Source organism: Deltaproteobacteria bacterium HGW-Deltaproteobacteria-4 (assembly GCA_002841765.1).
Taxonomy (GTDB): Bacteria; Desulfobacterota; Desulfuromonadia; order Desulfuromonadales; family UBA2197; genus UBA2197.
On sequence record PHAV01000017.1, the window covers coordinates 14,012 to 37,253 of the forward strand.

Below are 23,242 nucleotides of genomic sequence, written 5' to 3' on the forward strand. Positions count from 1 at the left end.
AGAAGATCAGAAAGGAACTTGAACTCCAAGCTTGAAGCATTTACCCTCACTCCCGGGTTCAATGTCGACCCCAAAAGGGCGAACGAGCTCGTCGACTTGATCTGAGGGGAGGGTGTAGCCGAGATTGAATTTTACCGTGCCGAGATTGATATCGACCCCCGCCGTGACTTCCGTTCGCTCCAGAGGCCCGACATCATCGGCGGCAATGGCCGGCCGCTCCAGAGGAGACTGAAGGCTTGGCACCTGTCCGGTGTCGATAAATGGGGTGATCGCCCCCGCGGATTTTTCCTTTGTCACCATCCCTTTCTGACACGGCAGGGGGGCAAGGAAGGCGGGGGGATCGACCATGGCAATAACCAGTCTCGGCTGGAAGTCCTGCTGGCCCGATGGTATCAGCACCGGGTCGTAAGCAAAGACCGGAGGGATCAAGGTGCCAAGACAAAGGACGAGGATCATACCGATTCTGCACAAAAGATTCTTTTTAGGTGACAAATGTTGCATAACGAACACACCCTCTGCGCCTTGCGCGGAACATCACCAGGTATTTCCCGTGAGATTCCGCTTACCCAATTTAAATATTATAACTCTTACTCTCTTTTGAAGCACGAAGCGTTCCATTTTTCCGGTTTTCCCTTGACTTTTCAGGGAATTTTGCTAAGTTGTGAGGCTTGTTTTTGCCCAAAGACTGACGGACTGGAGTAAACCATGGACTATAAAGAGACGCTCAATCTGCCGAATACCGACTTCCCGATGCGCGCCAATCTCCCGCAGCGTGAGCCTGAACTCCTCAAGAAATGGGAAGGGATGGGGTTATACCGTCAGATCGAAGTCGTCGGACAGAATCGCCCGTCCTTTATCCTCCACGATGGCCCTCCTTATGCCAACGGTCATACCCATATCGGCCATGCCCTCAACAAGATTCTCAAGGATGTCGTCATCAAGAGCCGGCGCATGAGCGGTTTTTATGCTCCGTACGTTCCGGGCTGGGATTGCCATGGTCTGCCGATCGAACTGATGGTCGACAAGCAGCTCGGCAACAAAAAGCGGGAGATGACCAAGGGGGAGATCCGCAAGGCCTGCCGCGCTTATGCCGCCGACTGGGTTGAGATCCAGCGCCGGGAATTCGAACGTCTCGGTGTATTTGGCGAGTGGGAGAATCCCTACCTGACCATGAGCGAAGGCTACGAAGCCGCCACTGCCCGTGAATTGGCGAGATTTGCTGAGCGAGGCGGTCTTTTCAAGGGGAAGAAGCCGGTGCACTGGTGCTCTTCCTGCGTCACTGCCCTCGCCGAAGCCGAAGTCGAATACGCTGATCACACCTCCTATTCGATCTACGTCAAATTCCCCTTTAACGGATCGTTGCCAGCGGAGCTTGCCGCTTTTAGCGACAAGGCCCTTGCCTTCGTCATCTGGACGACGACCCCCTGGACCATCCCCGCCAACCTCGGAATCTGCCTTAATCCCGACCTCCCTTACGCCATGGTTGAAGTCGGTGGTGAGTATCTGGTGATTGCCGAAGGCCTGGTTGAAGAGGTCGCCAAGGTTCTTGGCTGGGAAGAATACCGGATCGCCACGACTTTCGACGCGGCCCTCTTTGAAAAGCAGACTTGCCGTCACCCCCTGTATGATCGCCCGTCGCTGATCGTCCTTGGGCAACATGTCACCCTTGAAGCCGGCACCGGCTGTGTCCACACCGCCCCCGGCCACGGCCACGACGACTATCTCACCGCTCTGCGTTACGGTCTGGAGATCTATAATCCCGTCGATGATTACGGCAAGTACCGTCCTGATGTCGAGCTCTTTGCCGGACTCAAGGTCAATGAGGCGCATACCCTGGTCAGCGAGAAGCTCGATGCCGCCGGCGCTCTTCTTAGGATGGGCAAGATCAGTCACAGCTATCCGCACTGCTGGCGCTGCAAAAAGCCGGTGATCTTCCGCGCCACCGAGCAGTGGTTCATCTCCATGGAGGCGAACAGTCTACGCGATCAGGCCTTGAAGGCGATCAACGATGTCGAGTGGATTCCGCGCTGGGGCAAGGAACGCATCTTCGGCATGATCGAAAACCGTCCTGACTGGTGCGTCAGTCGCCAGCGCAGCTGGGGAGTGCCGATCACCGTCTTTTACTGTGCTGCTTGCGGCGAAGCTCTTGCCGACGGCAAGACCATGCATCATGTCGCCGATCTCTTTGAACAGGGCGGCAGCGACCTGTGGTACGAAAAGGAGGTCGAAGAGCTTCTGCCGATCGGGACGCTCTGTGGCCAGTGCGGTCATGCCAAGTTTACCCGCGAAAGTGACATCCTCGATGTCTGGTTCGATTCCGGCGTTTCGCATGCTGCCGTCCTCGAGCGGCGCGGCAACCTTGGCGCCCCCGCCGACCTTTACCTTGAAGGCTCGGATCAGCATCGTGGCTGGTTCCATTCCAGCCTGTTGGCCGCTGTCGGTACCCGCGGCATCGCTCCCTACAAGGCGGTCCTCACCCACGGTTTTGTCGTTGACGGAGCCGGCAAGAAGATGTCGAAATCGCAGGGGAATGTCGTCGCCCCGGATGAAGTGATCAAGAAGTACGGCGCCGAGATCCTCCGCCTCTGGGTGGCGGCGCAGGATTATCGCGATGACATCCGGATCAGCAACGAAATCCTTGAGCGTCTTGCTGATGCCTATCGCCGCATCCGCAATACCGCCCGCTATATCCTCGGCAATCTTCACGACTTCAATCCGGAATCGGATTGGGTGAGCGATGGCGATCTCCTTGAGATCGACCGCTGGGCCCTCTCCAAACTCGAAGGGCTGATCCAGCGGGTGGAGCGTTGTTACCAGGAGTATGAGTTCCACGTCCTGTACCACGCCGTCCACAACTTCTGCAGCGTCGAGCTCTCATCTTTCTATCTCGACGTACTCAAGGATCGTCTTTACACCGCCAAGGCGGGGAGTCTGGCACGGCGCAGTGCCCAGACCGCCATGTACCGGATCCTCGATGCGCTCACCCGCTTGATCGCGCCGGTCCTCTCCTTTACCGCCGATGAAATCTGGTGGTGCCTCCCCGGGACACGGGAAGACAGTGTCCATCTCGCCACCTTCCCGAAGATTGAGACCAGTCTCCTCGACGCTGCCCTCGAAGCCCGCTACGAGCAGATCCTCATGGTCCGCTCCGATGTCTCCAAGGTTCTCGAAGTCGCCCGCATCGCCAAGACTATCGGCCACTCCCTCGATGCCCGCGTCACCATCTATGCCCCGGCCGGCCCTTGGCGCGACCTTTTGGCTGCTTATTGCGACGAGCTTGCCACCCTCTTCATCGTTTCTCAGGTCGCACTGGCGGAGATCGCGCCGAGCGGCGGCGTGGCCGGCGAAGAGCTCAAGGAGTTGGTGATCCACGTCGAAAAGGCAGCGGGCGACAAATGCGAACGCTGCTGGAACTACTCGACCAGCGTCGGCGTCAGCTCCGCCCACCCCGCTTTGTGTCCGCGCTGCGAAGCTGTTATTGGTTGATTTGAACCGACCACCCCCGCCCCTCCTTAAAAAAGGAGGGGAGCTAAAAGCTTAAAGCTTGAGTCCCCCTCCTTTTTTAAGGAGGGGTTAGGGGTGGTAAGGTGTCAGCTTGAAAAACTTTTTAAAATTTCCCCTGCAACCCCCCAAGGAAAATATTGTGCCCTTTCGTACCCGTCTCCTCCTCATCGTCGCGCCGCTGCTCCTGGTCCTTGATCAGCTCAGCAAGATCTATATCGACCGCAACTTTTTTCTCGGCGAATCGGTCACCGTCTTTGAGAACTTTTTTCACATTACCTATATCCGCAACAAGGGTGCAGCCTTCGGCATCCTCGCCGGCAGTCCCTGGCGCGTCCCCTTCTTTGTCACTGTCGGCGTGATCGCTTGCGTCGGCCTCCTTTGGTACCTCTACGCCACGCGCGCAGATCAGAAACTTTTACAGATTGCGCTGGTGCTGATCTTCGCTGGTGCCATCGGCAACATTATTGACCGGGTGCGCCTTGCCGAAGTCATCGACTTCCTTGACGTCCACTGGTATCAGTACCACTGGCCCGCCTTCAATGTTGCCGACTCGGCAATTACCGTCGGCGTCGGGCTGATGATCCTCGACCTCTGGTTTGAAGAGCGGCGGAATAAGAAGGCTAAACGAGCGGAGTAATTCTCCACCATGGATACCTTCTCCCTCCCAGCTCACCTCTCGCGCCGTCGCTGGTCCCTCTTTGCCTTCCTTGCTCTCATCTACATGCTCGTCTACTTCTACCGGGTCTCGCTGGCGGTGATCGCCGGTGATGTCAGCCACGACCTGCAGCTCACCCCTGAAGAACTCGGCACGCTGGCCGGCATCCTCTTCTATGTTTACGCCTTTGCCCAACTTCCCCTCGGCCCCCTGATCGATCGCTTTGGCGGCCGCCTGGTGATCAGCGGCTGTGGCCTCCTCACCACCGCCGGCGGCCTCCTCTTCAGTCAAGCGCAGAGTTATGGCAGCGCTATGGCGGCACGCATGCTCATCGGCGTCGGCACCGCTTCGGTCCTGATGGCAACCTTTGCCATCTTCAGCCGCTGGTACAGCCGTCAGGAGTTCGGCCGCGCATCGAGTCTGATGATCGCCTTCGGCAACCTCGGCAACCTCTGCGGCACCGCTCCCCTCGCCCTCGGGGTTGCGGCAATCGGCTGGCGCGCCTCCTTCCTCACCATTGCCGTGATCCAGGGGCTCGCCACCCTCCTGATCTTCAGCATGGTCCGTGACCGTCCGCCCACAGCTACCAGCGCCGCAGCCGTGGAGATAGCGCGGCCGATCGGCATCTTCGCTGCTTGGAGGATGATCTTCAGCAGCGGCAGCTTCTGGCTTTTGGGGATTCTCTGCTTCTTCTGGTATGGAAACTATCTCGCCGTGCAGGGATTGTGGGGCGGGCCGTATCTGCGGCAGGTCATGCAGCTCAGCCGCACTCAGAGCGGGCAGATGCTGATGTGTATTTCGGTCGGTTTTGTTGTCGGCAGTTACTTCAGTGATCTCTGCGTCCGCCGCCTCTTTGCCGGCTCGCAGAAGCGGATGCTCATCGTCGGCTCATCTCTTCTCGCCCTGCTCATGACCGCTTTTCTCGGCTGGGGGGATGGACTTCCTCCCTTCCTCCTCGGACTCACGCTTTTCCTGATAGGGATTACCGTCTCCAGCGGTGTCCTCATCTATCCGATCATCCGCGCCAGCTTCCCGGTGAGTATCGTCGGCACCGCCATGACCTCGCTCAACTTTTTCGTCCTCCTCGGCGCCGCCGTCACCCAGCAGCTCATGGGGATTATTATCGGTGCGCAGACCCCGGCCGGAGGAATCTCGCCGCCAGCGGCCTACCACAGCGCCTTCCTCCTGCCGATCATCGGCCTCGTTGTCGCCATCGCTCTTTACACCTTCGCCCGCGACACCTCGAAAGAGCACGGATGATTTGGTGCTGAAGTACCTCTTGGGGATGTTTGTAAAACCGTTGGGTCCCGGTCCGACAGCCTAGTTTCCCTAGGAAGAGGCATCGGGTTAGCCCGCAGGGAGTAACCAGGCGCATGCACGCATTCGACCAATGTCGGGTTACGCTGCACTAACCCGATCTGCGAAGCTGTCGTGCTAATGGACCTTGATAAAGGCATCGAGCTCGGCATGCCATTGGTCAGGCTCGAAGGTGCCGGGATCGGTCTCTTCGCCGAATAACAGGTCGACCAGGTAGCGAGGCTTTCTGCCGCCGATGTGCATCGCCTTGATGCAGGAGACACAATAGACGACCACGTCGGTGGCGGGCATTTCGCCGGCACGTCTTTGCATCTGCTCCTTGACCTTTTCGACGGGCATTTTGCCGTAAAAGCTGTCACCGCAACAGCTTCCCTGCGGACCGGTCTTTTCCGGTTCGACCAGATCAACATTCATCTTTCGCAGCAGGGTTCGAATCGCCTGATGCACTCGCACCTGGTCGCGGGTGGGGCAGGCATCAAGGATCGTCATCTTGCGCTGGCGATAATCCGGAAAAGGGAAAGTTTCGCTGCTAGCCAGAATTTCCCAGAAAGAGACGGTCGTAATGCCCTCGTAAAGTTCCCGGTAACGCCGGTCACAGCCAGCGCAGGTGTTGATTACCCGGGAACCCATCGCCAACTGCGGCTCATGGTGACAACAAATGGTATACTCCTCGAAGCTGGGGAATTCCTTTCTCAAGAAATCCATCATTTTTTCCGCCAGCTGCGGTTTGTAGATAGAGAGGGCGCAACCCGGCGCAAACACATGATTCATCAAAAGACTCCTGTTAAAGTTATTGCAGCAGCTTCGAGGCCGTCACCAGTTCAAATCCGCGCTGCGGGGACACTTTTTTTATTTCTGCGTTTTGCTATGGACCGGACAGGGACTGGCAGTATTACCGTGTCTGCAACGGAATCGCTCAAAAAGATGAGGCAAAGAGCTTCAGGGGGTTTCGTATTTATAGCCGACGCCATAGATAGAGTGGATCAACTCTAAATCAGGGACGATGCAAGCGATTTTTTTTCGCAGATTTTTGATGTGACTGTCGATCGTCCGGTCACAGATGATGCGCTGATCGAGGTAAAGTCGATCCATCAGTTGATCGCGGGAATAGATTCTCCCCGGCTTGGCGGTGAGAATGCTCAGCAGTTGAAACTCGACGGCGGTGAGTTCAAGTCGTTGTCCGTGCAACGTCGCCAGATATCTCTCCTCATCAAGGAGCAGATGTTCACCCCCCTGCGGTGAGGGATGGGAACCGCGGCGTAGAACAGCCTTGACTCGTGCCACCACTTCCTTGGGACTGAAGGGTTTACAGATGTAATCGTCGGCACCTGATTCAAGGCCAATGAGTCGATCGATCTCTTCGACGCGAGCTGTCACCATGATGATCGGTACGTTGGAGAAAGTTCGAATCTCTTTGCAAATATCCAGACCATCCCGGCCGGGGAGCATGAGATCGAGAAGGATAAGATCGGGTCCGTTCTCCCTGACCCAGGGAATCACCTTCCTGCCATCCTCCAGCCAGGCACTTTCATAGCCGGCTTGTACGAGATAATCACGGTGCGTTTCTGCCAACCTCTTTTCATCTTCAACGATCAGAATCGTCAACTTCATTTTACTCTCTCCTCATGAACGCAGGGGGAACTCAATCTTGATATCGAGACCGCCAAGGGAAGAGATGTTCGCATCGATCTTTCCGTGATGGGCCTCAACGATATTTTTACAGATCGCCAGGCCGAGTCCTGCACCGCCCTTGGTGCGATTGCGTGACTCCTCGCCCCGGTACAAGCGATCGAATAACTTCGGCAGTTGTGACGGGCTGACGCTCGGCGCTGAATCTTCAAAGTGGAAGAAGACAGAAGACTTATTGACGAGCATATGGATTTCCAGCAAACCCGGTGTGTCGGTGTAGCGCAGGCTGTTCTCCAATAAATTAGTGAAGAGTTGCTGCAATCGGTCGGGATCGGCCAGGACTGAAATGGCGAGGTTCGCCGGCAGGTCGACCGTGAGTCTGATTTTGTTCTGGGACAGACGTTGCTCAAAGAGTTCGATGGACCCCTTTAATATGCTGACGGGATCGACCATGACTTTTTTATAAGTAAGCGCCCCGATATCGGACATGGAGAGCTCGTAAAGGTCGTCGACCAACCGTCTCAGGTGCACGGTCTCTTCATGCAAGATCGCCAGGTTTTGTGGGCTGGGATGGCGGATTCCGTCCTGTAGTGCTTCGATATCGCTGTACAGGACCGCCAGCGGGGTGCGTAATTCATGGGAGATATCGGCCACCCATTGCTGCCGTGCTTTTTCGTTCTCTTCCAGCGTCATGGCCAGGTTGTTGAAATCGCAGGATAGCTGACCAAGTTCGTCGTTAGTCATGACCGAGATACGGGTCTTGAACTGCCCGGCTATTAGCTTGCTTGTCCCCCCGGTGAGTTCCTTGATCGGGCGCAACAGGTGAATAGTCATCGGATAAGAAAGGAGCAACGATAGCACTGCCATTGCCATTGCCATCAGCGCAAAGGATTCGCTCTGTTGTTCAAGAAAGAGGAGATCGCCCTCCCCCGAGAGCTTCTCCGCCGGGATCAGTCCCAGGTAACCAATGGTCAAAGATTGATAAATGACCGGTTTCAGCTTGAGGTCGGGCTCGAATACTGCATCATGCGGCCCCCCAATGACCCTCTCTTTGTTGACGTCGAAGAGGACGAGCCTCGGACCAATGCCCTTTAAATTCCCGGGAGGAGGTTGTGGTCCGCCCAAACGGTTATGCCCCCCCCCTTGTTCCGGATGTCTCCCCATTGATGGCAAAGAGAAGATGTCACGATGGAGTTGCAGCCAGAGCCTCTTGTCTTCTATCAAAAACTGCCAACTGCCATGCTCGGCGTAGCCTTTCGCCAGTCGTTCATCGAGTTGGTCCAGTTGTTCTAATTGCGCCAATTCCTGTCTGTTAACGTAGTGGAGGAACCCACGATCAAAACTTATTTGGATAAACCAGAACATGCCGGCGGCGACCACGGTACTGGTCAGTAGCAGGGTGAAAAATAGTTTGTGCTTAATTTTAATCTTCACAGTGGCCTCTTAAGAAAATCAAATTTTTGAATACAGAAAAATAAATCAGCTGAGAGTTTCTCCTCCTCTTGGCAGCAGTGACAGCATAGAGCGCAAATGTGGAGGAAATATGAAGGGTTTGATTTCTCCCGTTGTATTTTGGATCGTCCGGATCAGGCTCATTCTCGCATCATATAATATCTTAGTATTGCAATAAATTGTGAACTCTAGATCTTCTTCTGAAGAGGAAAAATAAAAAAGATCTCCTCCATAATCTCTCCACATTTCTCCCTTACAGTTCACCTTAACCTTCAGGAAGACTCGTAGATGCAGGAAACAAACAAGATTGAAAAAGGGAGTAAGTACGCAGCTACTCTATCGTAGATACTGGTCAAAAAGACTGCTACGACAGTGGTGTTGAGATCTCCTGCCCAGCCGATGGGGAAGCGTTCTATGGCCAGGATGCGCAACACGCTGGCAATCCTGCCAGCTTTACAGATAATGGCGACGGAACCATCACCGATCAGGTCACCGGCCTGATCTGGCAGCAGAGGGCCGTTACCGACGGCGATGGCGATATCGGGCGAACCCGGCTGATTATCCCACCGGCAACGGCCCTCAGGGCGACGCTATTCGTATCTACAACTTCGTCCGCCTAGTGTGGGACGCTAACCCAGAATAGGTCGATAGACCTAAAGGAGTTTCGAGATGAAAAAAACTCATTTGATCAAAGTGGCACTGATCGTCGGTTTGATAAGCGTGATGCCAATGTACGCCTCTGCCGCCGCCAATCAAGGTCAGGGGCGCCCGTCTAAAGGCGCGCCGCCTGAAGCGATTGCCGCATGTAAAGACAAGAGTGCCGGCGCGAGTGTTGAATTCAAGGGCCGCGAGGGCGAGACTCTCGAAGCGACCTGCCAGGAGAAAGACGGTCAAATGGTTGCTGTCCCCAAGAATATGCCGCAAGGCGGTGGCCCGCGCTAAGAGAGAATTGGCCCCCTTTCCGTTCTGAGAAACAAAAAGACCAGGGGAGCCAGGCAATTCTGCCTGGGCCCCTGGTCTTATTTGTCTCCATAGCCCAGCGCAGAGCCATTTATACTGACAATAATCGGAGAATATAATGTCCAGAGCATACGAATTTCGGAAACAACTTGCGATACTTGCCTGGTTTCCCCTACTCCTCTTGGTCGGCTGCGGGAGCACGACTACACCACCGAGCATTACAGGGTTTTCACCCTCTGAAGCCACGGTTGGCACGACCGTTACCATCACCGGTACGGACTTCGACACAACAACGACATACAATGTAGTTACATTCAATGGAGAGGAAGCTACCGTCTCCAGTTGTACCAGCGAAAAAATTGTTACCACCGTTCCGTCTGGAGCAACAACAGGTCCAATCAGCGTGACCATTGATGATGTCACAGGAATATCTGACGATGATTTTGGCGTGATCCCGAGGATCACAAGTTTTTCCCCAACTTCCGGCGCGACTAGCTCGTATATTACCATCGTCGGAACCGGCTTCACTTCTACCGACCCCGACATTATTGTCACGATCGGCGGCACGACAGCTACAGTCATAAATTCCAATAGTACTTCGATTATTGTCCAAGTTCCATCAGGTGTGACGTCAGGGCAGATTACCGTGACGATAGCCAGTCTAACTGCTACGACTTCGACAAGCTTTACTGTCGATTAATTGGTACGCAAAATGAAAAATGGAAGCGAGTTAATTCGGCGGATATCATAAAAGACGGGCCGCTTTGCGCTCGCTATAAGGAGAGCCCGCCCCATAGGGATCGGTCACGCGATGGAAAGGAGACATACATGCCCATTAAATCAATCAAGGGGTGCATCGGCTGTGGCGACTGTGTAAAAACCTGCCCCACTGATGTTATTCGCCTAGATGCGGGGGCAAAAAAAGCATTCATCAAATATCCGGCGGATTGCCAGATTTGCCACCTCTGCAGGATGTACTGCCCGGTGGACGCCATCACTATTTCACCGGAAAAGAGCATCCCGGTTGTGGTTTCGTGGGGGTAGCGATGAGTGAATATCTGAAAAGTCGATTTTTCGTTCAGTCAATGTTGATCTTTACCGGCGGACCGCTCTTTATCTGGGGAATGGGACGTATGACGGAGCGATCGTTTTTGAAGGAATCCCTCTCGATTCTGACTATCCTGGCCTTTTTTCAGGTGATCAGTCAGTTTTATCTCTCTCGGTCGAACGGGCCAGCGGTTGCAGAAGTGACGATGGGCAGAATGGCCCGCGTGCATAATTTCAGCGGCTATACGGCTATCACAATATTGCTTATCCACCCTGTCCTTCTGGTCATTCCCAGGTTTTTTGAATCAGGCGTTACCCCACTTGATGCTTTCTGGTCCATTTTGACCAGAGCTGGCGTTGCCATCCAGACATTTACCACCCCGGGTGTTATCCTGGGCGTCATCGCCTGGTGCCTGCTTCTACTGCTTGGTGCAACCCCTCTCCTCCGAAAAATACTACCTCTTAAATATACGACCTGGCGGCTTATACACGGCATGTTGTCAGCTCTGTTTATCTTCAGTGCTTCATGGCACGTTATCGATCTCGGACGTCATTCAAATAGTTCCATGGCTCTGTATATCGGAATTTTGTCCGCCAGTGGAGTTTTCCTTCTGCTGAAGAACTACTGTTCAAAATCTGCAAAGCTAAATGGAGATACCAATGGAAACGTCTGAAAACACGAAAGGCCTGTCACGCCGGAATTTCATGGCGATTGCCGGTGGTGCGGCCGGTCTGGCCGCCGTGGCCGCCATGGGGTTCTCCGCACGGGATGGAGAGATAGGCGGAAATATCGCTGAAATCGATATCGACAAAATGACCTATTCCGAAAATGAAGCGGATGTGCTGGTGATCGGCAGTGGCATGGCGGGGCTCTTTGCCGCAGTCAAGGCCTATGACGCCGGGGCGAAAGTGCTGATGGTCTCCAAGGGGAGGCTGGGGGCTTCGGGACAGACACCCTTTGCCAAAGGAATCTTCGCCTACGATCCGGCCAAGGAAAAAGTAGGCCTCGATGAGTTTGTGGCTACGGTCTCCCGCTCTGCACTCGGCACCAATAATCCGGTCTTTACCCGGCAGATGGCCGAGCACTCTCTGGCCCGGGTCAAGGAGTTGCGGGAATGGGGTTTTTTTGACTCACCCCTGTACTTCAATTCGTTCAGCAAACCGCTGAACGAGCGTGGAATTGCAGTTATCGAACGGGTCATGCTGACTCATCTGGTCAAGGAAAACGGGAAAATTGTCGGGGCTGCCGGTTTCAGTCTTGATGAAGCAAAGGTTCACTTCTTCACCGCCAAAAGCGTAATCCTCTGCACCGGAGCCGGTGGTTTCAAGCCCAATGGTTTTCCCATCTGCGACCTGACCCATGACGGGACGATGATGGCCTATGAAATCGGCGCTAAGGTCACCGGCAAAGAGTGGAACGACGGCCATGTGGGGTCAGCGACCAACTCTGCGGCCTGTTTTGACGGCTGGCATGGCATGTTCGAAAGAAAACCGGACACAACAGGAGTAGAGGTTCATCACGACCTGGGGGTAGAAGATTGCTACCAGGCATATATGCAGGGCAACCCCATGGCAGGTGGCCCTCCGGGGCAAGGAAGAGGAAGAATCGTCACAGGCGGCCCCTTTCGGCCGAAAGAATTTGCTGAGGATCAGAGCCGCAGACCTCCACCGCCCGGTGGTGACTCAAAAAAGGGTGGTCCGCCTCCCGGCAGAGGTGGGGGGGCCTCTGTCGCCGGCTCATCCGCCGGTATGTCTATTCATAAATCGGAGGGGCTGGTGCCGATCAACGACCAGGGCGCCACCAATATCCCCGGGCTCTTCGCCGCCGGAGACGCGCTCGGCTCCCATATGGCGGGCGGCATCTATACCCAGGGTGGCTCTTCACTGGCCGGATCTGCAGTTCAGGGTGCCATTGCCGGCGAAGCGGCGCAGAGTTATGCGACCGGCCTGGCGATGCCGGTAATTTCCAGAAACAGACGCAAGGAAATCGAGGCCGATATTCTGGCACCACTGAAAAGGAAACAAGGCTACGGGCCGGCCTGGGTGACCCAGACCCTGCAGGGGGTCATGATCCCCAACTTTGTGCTGTATATCAAAAAGGAGAAAATGCTGACTGCGGCCCTGGCCTATATTGAAGAGCTGCGGGATCATCATCGGCCGATGCTGCGCGCCGCCGACCTGCATGAACTCCGGCTGGCCCATGAAACCGCCAACATGATTCTGAATGCCGAGATGAAACTGCGGGCTTCAATCATGCGCACAGAGAGCAGGTGCAGCCACTATCGACTCGATTACCCTGAGGTGGACACTGAAAACTGGAATGCCTGGATCAATATCTACAAAGGAAGTGATGGTTCGATGCAGTTGGAAAAACAGGCTTTCGGGACGTGGCCATCGTGAGTTGTCAGATCAGATTGCGGTCCCTCCCCGCATCGCGGGTTTTCCAGCACGGATTCTTGCTTCTCCATCTTCGGCTGCAATTTGTTTCTTTGTTATTAATGGTTCCATCTCAATTCATCCATATTGATAAGGAGAATGCAGATGCGTAGATCAATCATGGCCGTCAGTACAGTGCCTTTACTGGCAGTCTTGTTCTATTTGTTCCTGGCAGGCGCTACAGGGGCTCAGATTCCTCCTTCTGATTGGGGAACTGTTGCCAAAGCCACCAAAAACATTGTAGTCAACATCAAAGTCATTAAGCTTTATTCCCAAAAAGGTAACTCCAAGGAGATAGGCGTTACCGACAAAAGAGATGATTTGCCAAGCGAAAATGAGCCGTCCGTGGGAGAGGGACTGTCACCCCGCTCCTATAAGGAACAGGCTTCCGGTTCGGGCTTCATCATCAGCAATGATGGATATATCCTGACAAATAGCCATGTTGTGGATGGTGCTGCCCGAGTAAAAGTGAATCTTTCCGACGGGCGATCTTTTGCGGCAGTCATAAAGGGGCTTGACAGAAAACTCGATCTTGCACTCTTGAAGATCGAAGCAGAAGCACCGCTTCCGGTGGCGAATCTCGGTGACAGCGATCTTCTAAACGTCGGCGATGGAGTGATCGCAATAGGCAACCCCTTTGGGCTTACGCAGACGGTAACGGCTGGAATAGTCAGCGCCACCGGGAGAATGCTCTATGAAAATAACCCCGACAATTTCATTCAAACCGATGCCTCGATAAATCCCGGTAACTCGGGCGGTCCGCTGGTCAACAGCCGTGGTGAAGTTGTCGGAATCAATACTGCCAAGATAGCTGGAGGTGATGGGTTGGGCTTTGCCATTCCAATTAATGTGGTAAAGACAGTCCTCTCCCAGTTGAAAGAGACCGGTCAGGTGAAAAGGGGCTGGATTGGTTGTTCCTTTCAGCCCCTTACTCCAGATCTAGCCAAATCGTTTGGAGCGCCCAACTCTGAAGGGTTACTTATTGCGAATATCGACAAGGGGCATTCCGCCGATCGTGCCGGATTCAGGCGTGGTGATTTAATTCTGGAGTTTGATGGAAAGATCATTCGAAATATAAGTGATTTCGTCAGTATTTTTCATGCCACTCCTGTCGGGAAGAAAGTCGCAGTGGTGTTATTGCGTAATAATAAACGGGAAAGTGCAGAGGTCTTGATCGAAGATCTTAATGAAGTAAAGGCAAGCGAGCGGAAAAGTCTCGTGTATGAAAAACTTGGTCTCATGGTCGTCGATTATTCTGATGGGGAACCCCGCAACATTGCGGATAAAGAGGCGAATGGACTCCTGGTTGCTAGTATTAAATTGGGGGGAGTTGCAGATGAGGCCGGAATAAAGGAGGGGGATGTCGTTAAAGATGTTGACGGAAACTCCATCGACGGATTCGTTTCATTTGAAAAGGCCATGAATGACCACAATCCCTCAATACCCCTACGATTTCTGATCTTTCGAGGGGGTAGCTGGATATACATCACTTTACAGCCTGACCGAGTGCTTGCAGTTTAGGAGTGGAGTTCGGTCACGGGGACAAATCCCCCCGCCGGTCGAAAAAAAGCTCTATTCACGCCGACCACGGGTCTCGCTCTTCAATACTTAACAGCGTGTAAATTTTTCCCATGCAACATTATCTCCATGAAGTTGAATTGGTCGTGTCACACTCCAGAACGCATAATAATGTCAATGCACTGTTGACTCCGGAACAGCGGGAATTGCTGTCTAATCTCATGGAAAATGGTAGATAGTTTAGTTAGGAAGAGATAAGCGAAAGCACTTTTCAAAAACAACAAGGAGAACTCACTATGAGATACCGCTTTCTTCTATTTAGCACAATCAGCCTGTTTATCTTCTCTCTGATCATTGGGTGCAGTGGGGGGGATATATCATCCGACAGCAACGTAGCAAGCACAAGCAAGCCAGTCATTTCAGCCATGTTCCCGGCGACCACCTACGCAGGGTCATCGGCACAGACTCTTACCATTGTGGGAAGCGGCTTTCTAAGCGGAGCCATGGTAAGTTTCAATGGCATCAGTCGCCCGGCTACGTATGTCAGTAACACCCATCTGACGGCTGAACTCACGACTGAAGAACAGGCAGTAGCGGGTACGTACCCTGTGACCGTTACCAACCCGGAGCCCTCCAGCGGGACATCAAGCAGCCAGGTCTTTACACTTACCAGCCTGATCTTTGGCGATACTGTCATCGCGACACCTGATTGGACTGCCGAGACGCATGGAAAGCTTAAAGCCCCCGCCATTACGACCAACTTGAGTAAAGTCTTTGATAACAGCCAGGTACAAAGATTGGATATTACCATCGATGCCAGCAACTGGGCCGTGATGCAGAGCAACCTGACAACACTCAGAACGAAACTGTTGGCACCGAACAATTATTATCTGATGGATGATCCGATCTGTGTCCCTGGCGAGGTCAAGTATAACGGCAAAGAATGGTATCGGGTCGGTATCAGATATAAGGGGAACTCCAGCCTTTATGGCGCCAATAGTAACAAGCTCCCCTTTAAGCTGAAGTTTAACGAATTCGAGGATATTTATCCTGCTATCGCCGGGCAACGTTTCTACGGCATCAAAAAACTAAGTCTCAAAAGCAACTTTAAGGATGAATCAGAAATCCACGAGAATGTCGCAGCCCAACTTTTCCGTGATTTTGGCCTGAAAAGTTCACACACCTCGCTCTGCAAGCTCTATGTGGATTACGGAAGTGGACCGGTCTACTACGGATTGTACACACTGGTGGAAGAGGTGGATGATACCGTCATTAAAACGCAATATGCCGACGATACCGGAAATCTTTATAAGCCGGAGGACGGTGCTGCCTACCTCTCGACAGGAAACTTCAATACTTATGAATTTGCTAAGAAAACTAACGAAAGCGCCTTAGATTACAGCGATGTGCAGGCACTTTACGATGCGCTGAACTCAAGCCTTCGCCTGACTGACACGGCAACCTGGAAAGCCAATCTCGAAAAGATTCTTGATGTTCCGATTTTTCTTAAATGGCTTGCGGCGAATAACGTCATGCAGAATTGGGACACCTATGGCGTTATGACACACAATTTCTATCTGTATCGAAATCCTGCAACCGGGCTTTTTGAATGGATCCCGTGGGACAATAACGAGGCACTTGCATCAAACAACCGTTGTCTGACTCTGGGCGCTTCGGAAGTGACATCACAGTGGCCGCTTATCAGGTACCTGCTGGATAATGCTGATTACGCCGCACAATACCGGTTGAATGTGCATGACTTCGCCACAAACTATTTCAATGCAACGCGGATGGTCCCTATCTATGCAGCCCAGTCAGATCTGATACGGGAGGCGGTTTTGAGTGAGGGGACTGGATACACGTTTACTTCATCCAGCAAGTTTGATGCAGCAATATTAATGTTGAAGAGTCACGTTGCGCTCCGTAATGCGGCGGCACTGGCATATTAGTGGAACACTGCAAACATGGGGGCATTTTCGCCTGAAGTTCGAGAATGCCCCCATTGAAGCTGACCTTTATGCAACGAGTGTCAGGTGAACTATTCAACCGCTCCTTTGGTCACAGTAGGTAGTCCTGTCGGCGCTGGCACATATGTGTCTGCCCCAGGCGATGCCAGGGTTACGTCAAAAGTTTAGAGTTGAGATTTTTATGCCCTGGCAAATTGTCATTCCTGCCGCGATTCTGAGCTGGAATCCAGCCTTTAAGCTGCTGAAATCATGGCCCCCGATATAGGCGTCCGGGGATGGCAGATAGAATTTGCGAATACAACAATAATTGGTCTTAAATTGAGACACAAAGGGCGTAAAGCAGCCGGTCCTCGTCAAGAATTTAATGCGCCACCCGCCAGTTCTTCCTCACCTCGACCGCAACCGTTAGCGGCACCGAGAGGCCATCGCCCCTTCCATCTCCTCCTTGACCAATCGCTGCATGATCTCCACCTCTGCCAGCGGCACATCGAAGACCAGTTCATCGTGGACCTGTAGCAACATCCTGCTCGTCAGTCCTACCTTATTCTGGCGCTTAAAAACATTGACCATCGCCACCTTGATGATGTCGGCCGCCGAGCCCTGCATCGGGTAGTTGACGGCGTTGCGTTCGGCGTAGGAGCGGATGCCACCGTTGCTGCTGGTGGCGTCGGCCATGGCCATCTCACATGAAATCATTATAAAAATAATGGGCGAAGGCTGGCACGGCAGACCGGCAACGACAAGATTTTTTCTTAATCCCTCCTCAACAGAACATGTATATTCCTGCGTTATTTTTTGACGTGACAACGTTCACAATTTCCCTTGGCTTCAAAGGCTTTTTGTCCGTTATGGCAAACACCGCAAAGTTTACCAGCATAAATCTCTTCCATGGTGATCTTTACGGTTCCCTGCTTCATTTTCGGGAAGAGTCCTTCCTTGTGACAGTCTTTACAGCTGGTGACAGCCTCTTTATGCATTGCACCATCAAAAGTCACGACGCCGGTTTCACTCCCCTTGAATTCGAGGGTCTTGCCTGAAGAAACGGCGAAAGCGGTGCTGGCAAAAAGAGCAAGAGAAGTGGCTGTAATGACAACGATAAGATTCCGCATGGTGTGTGCCTCCTGATGAAGTGTTGGTGTTTAATAATGATACAAAATACCTTGAAATATTAAATCAATCCAGAAAATTAATTATGCCAGTCGATTTAATAGCATCCATCTTTCGAGGGCCGTGGCCGACGGAGAAATGTCGATCGCCTCCTTGCTGTTTTCTGGATTGTCGGTGAGAGATTGAAGTAGAGATTGACAGCTTGTCGGAATGGGGGAGACTGTCTTGCTCCTGTTCGGGAATTACATTAAGATGAGCCAGTTTTAGAGACCTTTCGAGGAGTCAACCGTGGGCTATCGCAATCTGCAAGAGGCCGTTCAAGATCTCGAGAAGAACGGGCAGCTGCAACGTATCAATGTCGAGATTTCGGCAAATCAGGAGATCGGACTGATTCAGCGCCGCGTCTTTGCCGCTGGCGGCCCGGCCCTCCTCTTTACCAACGTCTCGGGTTGTGCCTTCCCCCTCCTCGGCAATCTCTTCGGGACCATGCAGCGTACCCGGTTGATCTTTCGCGATGCACTCCCCCGGATTGAGCAGCTGGTCAAGAGTAAGGTCGATCCCATGACCCTGTTGCGCGCCCCCGCCGGGATCCTCCCCGCCGTGGCCGGAGCCTGGCATCTGCTGCCGAAGAAGGTTGCCGCCGGACCAGTTCTGGCACAGCGCATTGCCCTGTCGCAGTTGCCGCAACTTAAATCGTGGCCGGATGACGGTGGCGCTTTTATTACCCTCCCCCAGGTCTACAGCGAATCTCCGGCGCGCCCAGGAACAGCGGGGGGGAACCTCGGTATGTACCGGGTGCAGTTGAGCGGCAATGATTATGACCCGGAGCGAGAAGTCGGGCTGCATTACCAGATACACCGTGGTATCGGTGTCCACCATGCTGAAGCGATCGCACGCGGCGAGCGGCTGCGCGTCAATATCTTTGTCGGCGGTCCGCCAAGTCTCACTGTCGCTGCCGTCATGCCGCTACCGGAAGGGATGAGCGAACTTTCCTTTGCCGGCCTCCTCGGCGGCCATCGTCTGGCGATGATTGCGCGTCCCGGCGCCTTGCCGATTCCCGCCGAGGCCGACTTCTGTATCGTCGGCAGCATCGACCCGCAACGCACCAAAGAGGAAGGCCCTTTTGGCGATCATCTCGGTTACTACAGTCTGCGCCATAATTTCCCCGTCCTCGATGTTGAAGCAGTCTATCACCGACCCGGCGCCATCTGGCCCTTTACGACCGTCGGCCGGCCGCCGCAGGAGGATACCATCTTCGGCGCTTTTATCCATGAACTGACCGGCCCGCTGATTCCGACGGTCCTGCCCGGGGTCAAGGCGGTGCATGCTGTCGATGCCGCCGGCGTCCATCCTCTCCTCCTTGCTCTCGGCAGCGAGCGCTACGTCCCTTATAGCCGTGAGCGCCGGCCGATGGAGCTCCTCACCCAGGCCAACGCCATCCTCGGCCAGGGGCAGCTCTCCCTTGCCAAGTTTCTCTTTATTATGGCGCAAGAAGACGTACCGGGGCTCGATCTGCACGATGTCAAAAGTTTTTTGACCGCCTTTCTCCAGCGGGTCGACTGGCAGCAAGATCTGCACTTTCAGACCCACACCACCATCGATACCCTCGATTACAGCGGCAGTGGCCTCAATCAGGGCTCAAAGGTCGTTCTTGCTGCCGCCGGTGCTATGCGGCGCGAGCTGCCAACGACGATCCCGCCAGACCTCCGCCTCCCCGCCGATTTCGGTGCGCCGCGGCTCGCTTTTCCTGGCGTTCTGGTGCTGAACGCGCCCGCGGCTGCCGGCCAGCGCGGCCTCCCTGATCCGCTGATCGATGATTTTTGCACCTCCCTGCCAGAAGACCATCCGGTCAATCGCTTTCCGCTGATCGTTGTGGTCGATGACAGTGATTTTGTTAGTGCCACCACCGACAATTTTGTCTGGACGACCTTTACCCGCGCCAACCCCGCATCGGATATTTACGGTCTCGGTGCCGCCACCATCGCCCGTCATTGGGGCTGCCGCGGCTCTCTGGTCATCGATGCCCGAGCCAAGCCCCACCATGCCCCTCCGCTGATCGAAGATCCGGCGCTGGTGCGCAAGATCGAAGCATTGGCAACGTCAAACGGCCCCCTGGCCGGGCTCTTTAAATGACAGTATCGCCCACTGATTCCAATGCGCCGCCGGCCACGACCGCGGCTGGCTCGGAGCATTGGCTGATTGTCGATCAGCAGGCAGCACCGCCTGCCGATTTTGACGTGCTGTTGCCTGAGATTGAGCGCCGCTGTGGAGTCGATCTTTATACGGCCCGGCAACGCTTGCTCGGACGGGGTTATAGCCTCTTTTTGCGCGGCAGCAGGAAAAAACTCACCCCTCTGCTCGAACTGCTGCACACCTATACGATTCCAGCCCGACTTCTGGTGCCGTTGCTGCCAAAGGCGCATCCGTCTAAGCTGCAGAGTCTGCGGCACGGCGATAAGGTTTTGACCCTGATTGCTGATAACAGCGAACTGACGATTCACAGTGAAGTTTATGTCGTCGCTGTCTTCGCCGACCTTTCCGGCACCGTCGTTGCCAACGGCGTCAAGCAACTCCTCGTCCGGAACGCTTATCAGGGGGCGGACGCCGCCGCGCAACGTCATGATGAAGAGGCACTGTGCCGGGCGATCAGTCGGGCCCGGCCGGTTCTCGATCTTTATCTCCTCGATGCTCAGGGACAAATGACGGGGGCGGTGCGCGCCCACCCCGGCCGCTATGATCCGGAGGGACTCGGTGACGCGCGTACTCTCAGTGCCGGCCTGAACCTGTTGGCGCTGATCGAAATCTCCCGCCGATGTGCCAAAAGTTTGACCCTGCGCAGCGATTTCGGCCTGGCGAATCTCCCCGGTTGTCAGCTCGATGCCCCGTTAACTGATGCCAATCTCGGCAAGAACCTTGTGGCCCTCAGTCGTTTCGGGGCGTTGGCAGCGCAATTTGTCGGCCAGGTTGGTTTTGCGGAGCCGAAGGGGAACGGGCCCCCCCAACTCCTTCCCGTCTTGCCGTTGATCCAGGATTTACCGCCGCTGTTGCCAGGGCGGCTGTCGCAGGTCGATAGGACCGCAGCTGCCGTCAGTGAAACCGCGCGGACAGAACCGGGTCGTCCGCTCCCGGCACCGCCGGAAGACAGGAAAACTGCAGCGCATCCCTGGTTACGGTTCTGGCGATACGGCATCCCGGCCCTGTTCTTCTTTGGCGGCTGGACGGTTGTCCAGAAAGGGCCGGGCGGTTGGTGGCCCTGGTTGTGGCAACAGGGGGTGGGGAGCGGTTTGCTGCCGGCACTGCTGGCGGGTTTTTTACTGTGGCGAGCCTTTACTGCGGTGCGGCTGAAGCGGCAGATTGAGAACACCCCGGTCAGTCGCATCCGCTCCCTCGCCACCGGCATGGTCGAGGTCCTCGGTCGCGCGGAGCGTTGTTGCTCCCTGGTCACGCCGGTGACCCAGACCCCTTGTATCTATTACCGTTTGCTGCGCTATCGGCGCGACAACCGAAATGACGCATGGCGGCTCACCTCCCAACGGACGAGCGGCTTGCATCCCTTCTGGCTGAGCGATTCCACCGGCAAGGTCCTGATCGATCCGTTGGCAGCCGATCTTCGTCCCGGTCATCGTCAGGAAGGGAATGGTGACGGCTTGAACAATGCCTTTTTCGGACGGGAGAGTCAGCCGGACAGTGATGAAAAGTGGGTAGAGGAGAGTATTCCTGAAGGGGAGATGCTTTATGTCCTCGGTTTTGCCGCGCCGCGCCAGCGCAGTGGCGAGTCGTTGCACGAAGCGACCAGCGAGCGACTGCGGGATTTGAAAAAGAGCCCTGAACTGCGACAGCGTTTTGATAAAAATAACGACGGCAAAATTGGTGTCGACGAATGGGACGAGGCGCGTCGTGTCGTTGCCGGCGAAGTGGCCAAATCCCGCCTGCAAGGGCAGCAGGAGCGGCGCAAGCAGCAAGAATTTCTGGTGATCGGCGCGTCTCCCCGCCGCTCCCTCCCTTTCTTGATTGCACAAACGATCAACGAAAAGGCAGTAACCCGAACCCTGTGGTGGCAGGCCCTCGCTTTACTCCTTGCCGGTCTGTTACTAAGCCTTTGGGCCTTACGACAACTTCTCCATTTTCTGCCCGCAGCGGGCAACTAACAGGAGGTAAAAATGACAGGATTAATAGTCCTCGGGATACTGCTCGGCGTCAGTACCATCCTCGGACTTTACGGGGTTGTCCTTTACAACGGCTTTGTGCAGATGAAGAACGATATTGACAAAGCCTGGAGTAATATCGATCTCCTGCTCAAGCAGCGCTATGATGAACTCCCCAAGTTGCTCAAGGTCTGTGAAGGATATATGCAACATGAGCAGCGCACCCTGGAGGCGGTCATTCGCGCCCGCTCCCAACTCTCCAGCGCCGGGAGTGGTGCTGAGCAGCTGGCGGCCCAGAACTTTCTCAGCGAAACCTTGCGCTCCCTTTTCGCCGTGACTGAGAATTACCCGGAACTTAAAGCCGATGCCGGCTTTCGTCAGTTTGCCAATCGGATCAGCGAGATCGAGGACCAGATTGCTGACCGTCGCGAGCTTTACAATGACTATGTCAATATCTACAATATCCGTCTCGATCAGCTTCCCGACCTGGTGATTGCCCGCCTTTTTAACTTCACGGCGCGTAAACTCTGGGCGACCGATCCAGCCCACCGCGAGGACGTACAAATTTCTTTTTCCGCGGTGGAAAAGGGGAATAATGAGAGAAGGGACTTGCCTGGCTGAAGCTGAAATGTTATTTATGTCCGAACTTTAACCAGTTATGGAGATGTGCATGTTTTTTTCGCTCCGCTTTATAGCTGTCATCGCCTTTGCCAGTTTTTTCCCTCTCTTTCCGGGGGAGAGCGCAGTTGGCAGCGAGGTTTTCCACTATGCCGGCGTGACAACTTTGCAGCGCGATTTCATGCGCGAGGCTTCACACCGGTTCAGAACCGCCCATGACGTCCATTTTGAATTAGAAGGAGGCAGCAGCAGCGCCGGGATCAAGGCGCTAAGTGCCGGAGTGATCGACCTCGCCGGCAGTGGTCGTTATTTGACGCCCCAAGAGAAGGGTGCGGGTCTTGTGGAGCATCTCATCGGCTGGGATCCTCTGGTTGTGGTTGTGCATGTCACCAATCCCCTAGGGAATGTCAGCAGCGAAGATTTGCGTCGGATGATTTTGGGCACCGTTATTAACTGGAATCAGATCGGTGGTCGGGATCTGCCCCTGCTGCAAGTCGCCGCGCCACTAGGTTCCGGGGTCTACGAAGCGGTCGAGCAATTTCTCTTTACCGGGCAAAAAATCTCGTCCCGCGCGATCGTCAGCCTGGTCGTGGCTGATGCCGACAAAAATGTGTCACTCCTCCCGGCCGGTTTTACAGTGACCAGTATGAGTATGGTCGATGTTGACCGGGTTAAAGTTATCAAGGTCGATGGCTTCAGCCCCAACCGGCAGACGGTCACAGCCGGTGAATATCCCTTGAACAAGCCTCTCCTCCTCGTTACCAGGGGGAAGGGCAAGGGGGCACTGGAGCTGTTTGTCAACTTTGCGAAAAGTCCGGAAGGCCAAACAATTATCGCGAAAAAATTCATCCCTTTGGTTAATAAATAAACCCGCTACCTCATAGGCA

At 54.5% G+C, this 23,242-nt stretch carries 19 protein-coding genes and 1 pseudogene; 14 read left to right on the forward strand and 6 right to left on the reverse strand.

What is annotated here, in order from left to right; genetic code table 11:
- Nucleotides 1-6 precede the first annotated feature (6 nt).
- Nucleotides 7-456 carry a hypothetical protein gene (locus CVU69_11500; protein PKN11603.1) on the reverse strand — a complete coding sequence of 150 codons (450 nt, stop codon included), beginning with the start codon at nucleotides 454-456 and terminating at the stop codon, nucleotides 7-9.
- Between the two features lie 249 nt (nucleotides 457-705).
- Here CVU69_11500 and CVU69_11505 point away from each other — a divergent pair, with 249 nt between their 5' ends.
- The 3 genes from CVU69_11505 (at nucleotide 706) to CVU69_11515 (ending at nucleotide 5,419) form a co-directional block, all read left to right on the forward strand.
- Nucleotides 706-3,486 carry an isoleucine--tRNA ligase gene (locus CVU69_11505; GenBank protein ID PKN11604.1) on the forward strand — a complete coding sequence of 927 codons (2,781 nt, stop codon included), beginning with the start codon at nucleotides 706-708 and terminating at the stop codon, nucleotides 3,484-3,486.
- 154 nt (nucleotides 3,487-3,640) lie between these two features.
- Nucleotides 3,641-4,141 carry a signal peptidase II gene (lspA, locus tag CVU69_11510; GenBank protein PKN11640.1) on the forward strand — a complete coding sequence of 167 codons (501 nt, stop codon included), beginning with the start codon at nucleotides 3,641-3,643 and terminating at the stop codon, nucleotides 4,139-4,141.
- A 9-nt stretch (nucleotides 4,142-4,150) separates the two neighbouring features.
- The gene (locus tag CVU69_11515; protein ID PKN11605.1) at nucleotides 4,151-5,419 is read left to right on the forward strand and encodes an MFS transporter; all 1,269 of its coding nucleotides are present in this window, start codon (nucleotides 4,151-4,153) and stop codon (nucleotides 5,417-5,419) included.
- A gap of 174 nt (nucleotides 5,420-5,593) precedes the next feature.
- On the opposite strand, the gene CVU69_11520 is transcribed toward CVU69_11515, so the two are convergent.
- The 3 genes from CVU69_11520 to CVU69_11530 form a co-directional block, all read right to left on the reverse strand.
- Nucleotides 5,594-6,247 carry a hypothetical protein gene (locus CVU69_11520; GenBank protein ID PKN11606.1) on the reverse strand — a complete coding sequence of 218 codons (654 nt, stop codon included), beginning with the start codon at nucleotides 6,245-6,247 and terminating at the stop codon, nucleotides 5,594-5,596.
- Between the two features lie 168 nt (nucleotides 6,248-6,415).
- Entirely contained in the window at nucleotides 6,416-7,087 is a 672-nt protein-coding gene (locus CVU69_11525; protein ID PKN11607.1) for a two-component system response regulator BaeR, read from the reverse strand.
- 12 nt (nucleotides 7,088-7,099) lie between these two features.
- Nucleotides 7,100-8,539: a two-component sensor histidine kinase gene (locus CVU69_11530; GenBank protein PKN11608.1), complete on the reverse strand. Its 1,440-nt coding sequence runs from the start codon at nucleotides 8,537-8,539 to the stop codon at nucleotides 7,100-7,102.
- Between the two features lie 687 nt (nucleotides 8,540-9,226).
- Between CVU69_11530 and CVU69_11535 the strand changes: the two genes are divergently transcribed.
- From CVU69_11535 to CVU69_11565, 7 genes are all read left to right on the forward strand, one after another.
- On the forward strand, nucleotides 9,227-9,499 hold the full coding sequence (locus CVU69_11535) for a hypothetical protein (GenBank protein ID PKN11609.1): 273 nt from the start codon (nucleotides 9,227-9,229) through the stop codon (nucleotides 9,497-9,499).
- A gap of 136 nt (nucleotides 9,500-9,635) precedes the next feature.
- Nucleotides 9,636-10,217 (forward strand): hypothetical protein, encoded by a 582-nt coding sequence (locus CVU69_11540; GenBank protein PKN11610.1) that lies wholly within the window; start codon nucleotides 9,636-9,638, stop codon nucleotides 10,215-10,217.
- Nucleotides 10,218-10,345: 128 nt separating this feature from the next.
- The gene (locus tag CVU69_11545; GenBank protein PKN11611.1) at nucleotides 10,346-10,561 is read left to right on the forward strand and encodes a [Fe-S]-binding protein; all 216 of its coding nucleotides are present in this window, start codon (nucleotides 10,346-10,348) and stop codon (nucleotides 10,559-10,561) included.
- A 2-nt stretch (nucleotides 10,562-10,563) separates the two neighbouring features.
- Nucleotides 10,564-11,238, forward strand: a complete 675-nt coding sequence (locus CVU69_11550; protein ID PKN11612.1) for an FAD/NAD(P)-binding:oxidoreductase — start codon at nucleotides 10,564-10,566, stop codon at nucleotides 11,236-11,238.
- Nucleotides 11,225-12,964 (forward strand): succinate dehydrogenase/fumarate reductase flavoprotein subunit, encoded by a 1,740-nt coding sequence (locus CVU69_11555; protein ID PKN11613.1) that lies wholly within the window; start codon nucleotides 11,225-11,227, stop codon nucleotides 12,962-12,964. Before CVU69_11550 ends, CVU69_11555 begins: the two co-directional genes overlap by 14 nt.
- Before the next feature lie 135 nt (nucleotides 12,965-13,099).
- Nucleotides 13,100-14,521: a peptidase gene (locus CVU69_11560; protein PKN11614.1), complete on the forward strand. Its 1,422-nt coding sequence runs from the start codon at nucleotides 13,100-13,102 to the stop codon at nucleotides 14,519-14,521.
- 293 nt (nucleotides 14,522-14,814) lie between these two features.
- Nucleotides 14,815-16,467, forward strand: a complete 1,653-nt coding sequence (locus CVU69_11565; protein ID PKN11615.1) for a spore coat protein — start codon at nucleotides 14,815-14,817, stop codon at nucleotides 16,465-16,467.
- A gap of 379 nt (nucleotides 16,468-16,846) precedes the next feature.
- Here CVU69_11565 and CVU69_11570 read toward each other — a convergent pair.
- Nucleotides 16,847-17,181, reverse strand: a pseudogene (locus CVU69_11570) (hypothetical protein).
- A 92-nt stretch (nucleotides 17,182-17,273) separates the two neighbouring features.
- Nucleotides 17,274-17,594, reverse strand: coding sequence for a cytochrome C (locus CVU69_11575; protein PKN11616.1), 321 nt, complete (start codon nucleotides 17,592-17,594; stop codon nucleotides 17,274-17,276).
- A 286-nt stretch (nucleotides 17,595-17,880) separates the two neighbouring features.
- Between CVU69_11575 and CVU69_11580 the strand changes: the two genes are divergently transcribed.
- From CVU69_11580 to CVU69_11595, 4 genes are read left to right on the forward strand one after another with little or no spacing between them, the layout of a single operon-like run.
- The gene (locus CVU69_11580; GenBank protein PKN11617.1) at nucleotides 17,881-19,725 is read left to right on the forward strand and encodes a 3-octaprenyl-4-hydroxybenzoate carboxy-lyase; all 1,845 of its coding nucleotides are present in this window, start codon (nucleotides 17,881-17,883) and stop codon (nucleotides 19,723-19,725) included.
- Nucleotides 19,722-21,740 (forward strand): hypothetical protein, encoded by a 2,019-nt coding sequence (locus tag CVU69_11585; protein ID PKN11618.1) that lies wholly within the window; start codon nucleotides 19,722-19,724, stop codon nucleotides 21,738-21,740. Before CVU69_11580 ends, CVU69_11585 begins: the two co-directional genes overlap by 4 nt.
- Nucleotides 21,741-21,752: 12 nt before the next feature.
- Nucleotides 21,753-22,358, forward strand: a complete 606-nt coding sequence (locus tag CVU69_11590) for a LemA family protein (protein PKN11619.1) — start codon at nucleotides 21,753-21,755, stop codon at nucleotides 22,356-22,358.
- A gap of 37 nt (nucleotides 22,359-22,395) precedes the next feature.
- On the forward strand, nucleotides 22,396-23,223 hold the full coding sequence (locus tag CVU69_11595; GenBank protein PKN11620.1) for a hypothetical protein: 828 nt from the start codon (nucleotides 22,396-22,398) through the stop codon (nucleotides 23,221-23,223).
- The last annotated feature ends 19 nt before the right edge of the window (nucleotides 23,224-23,242 follow it).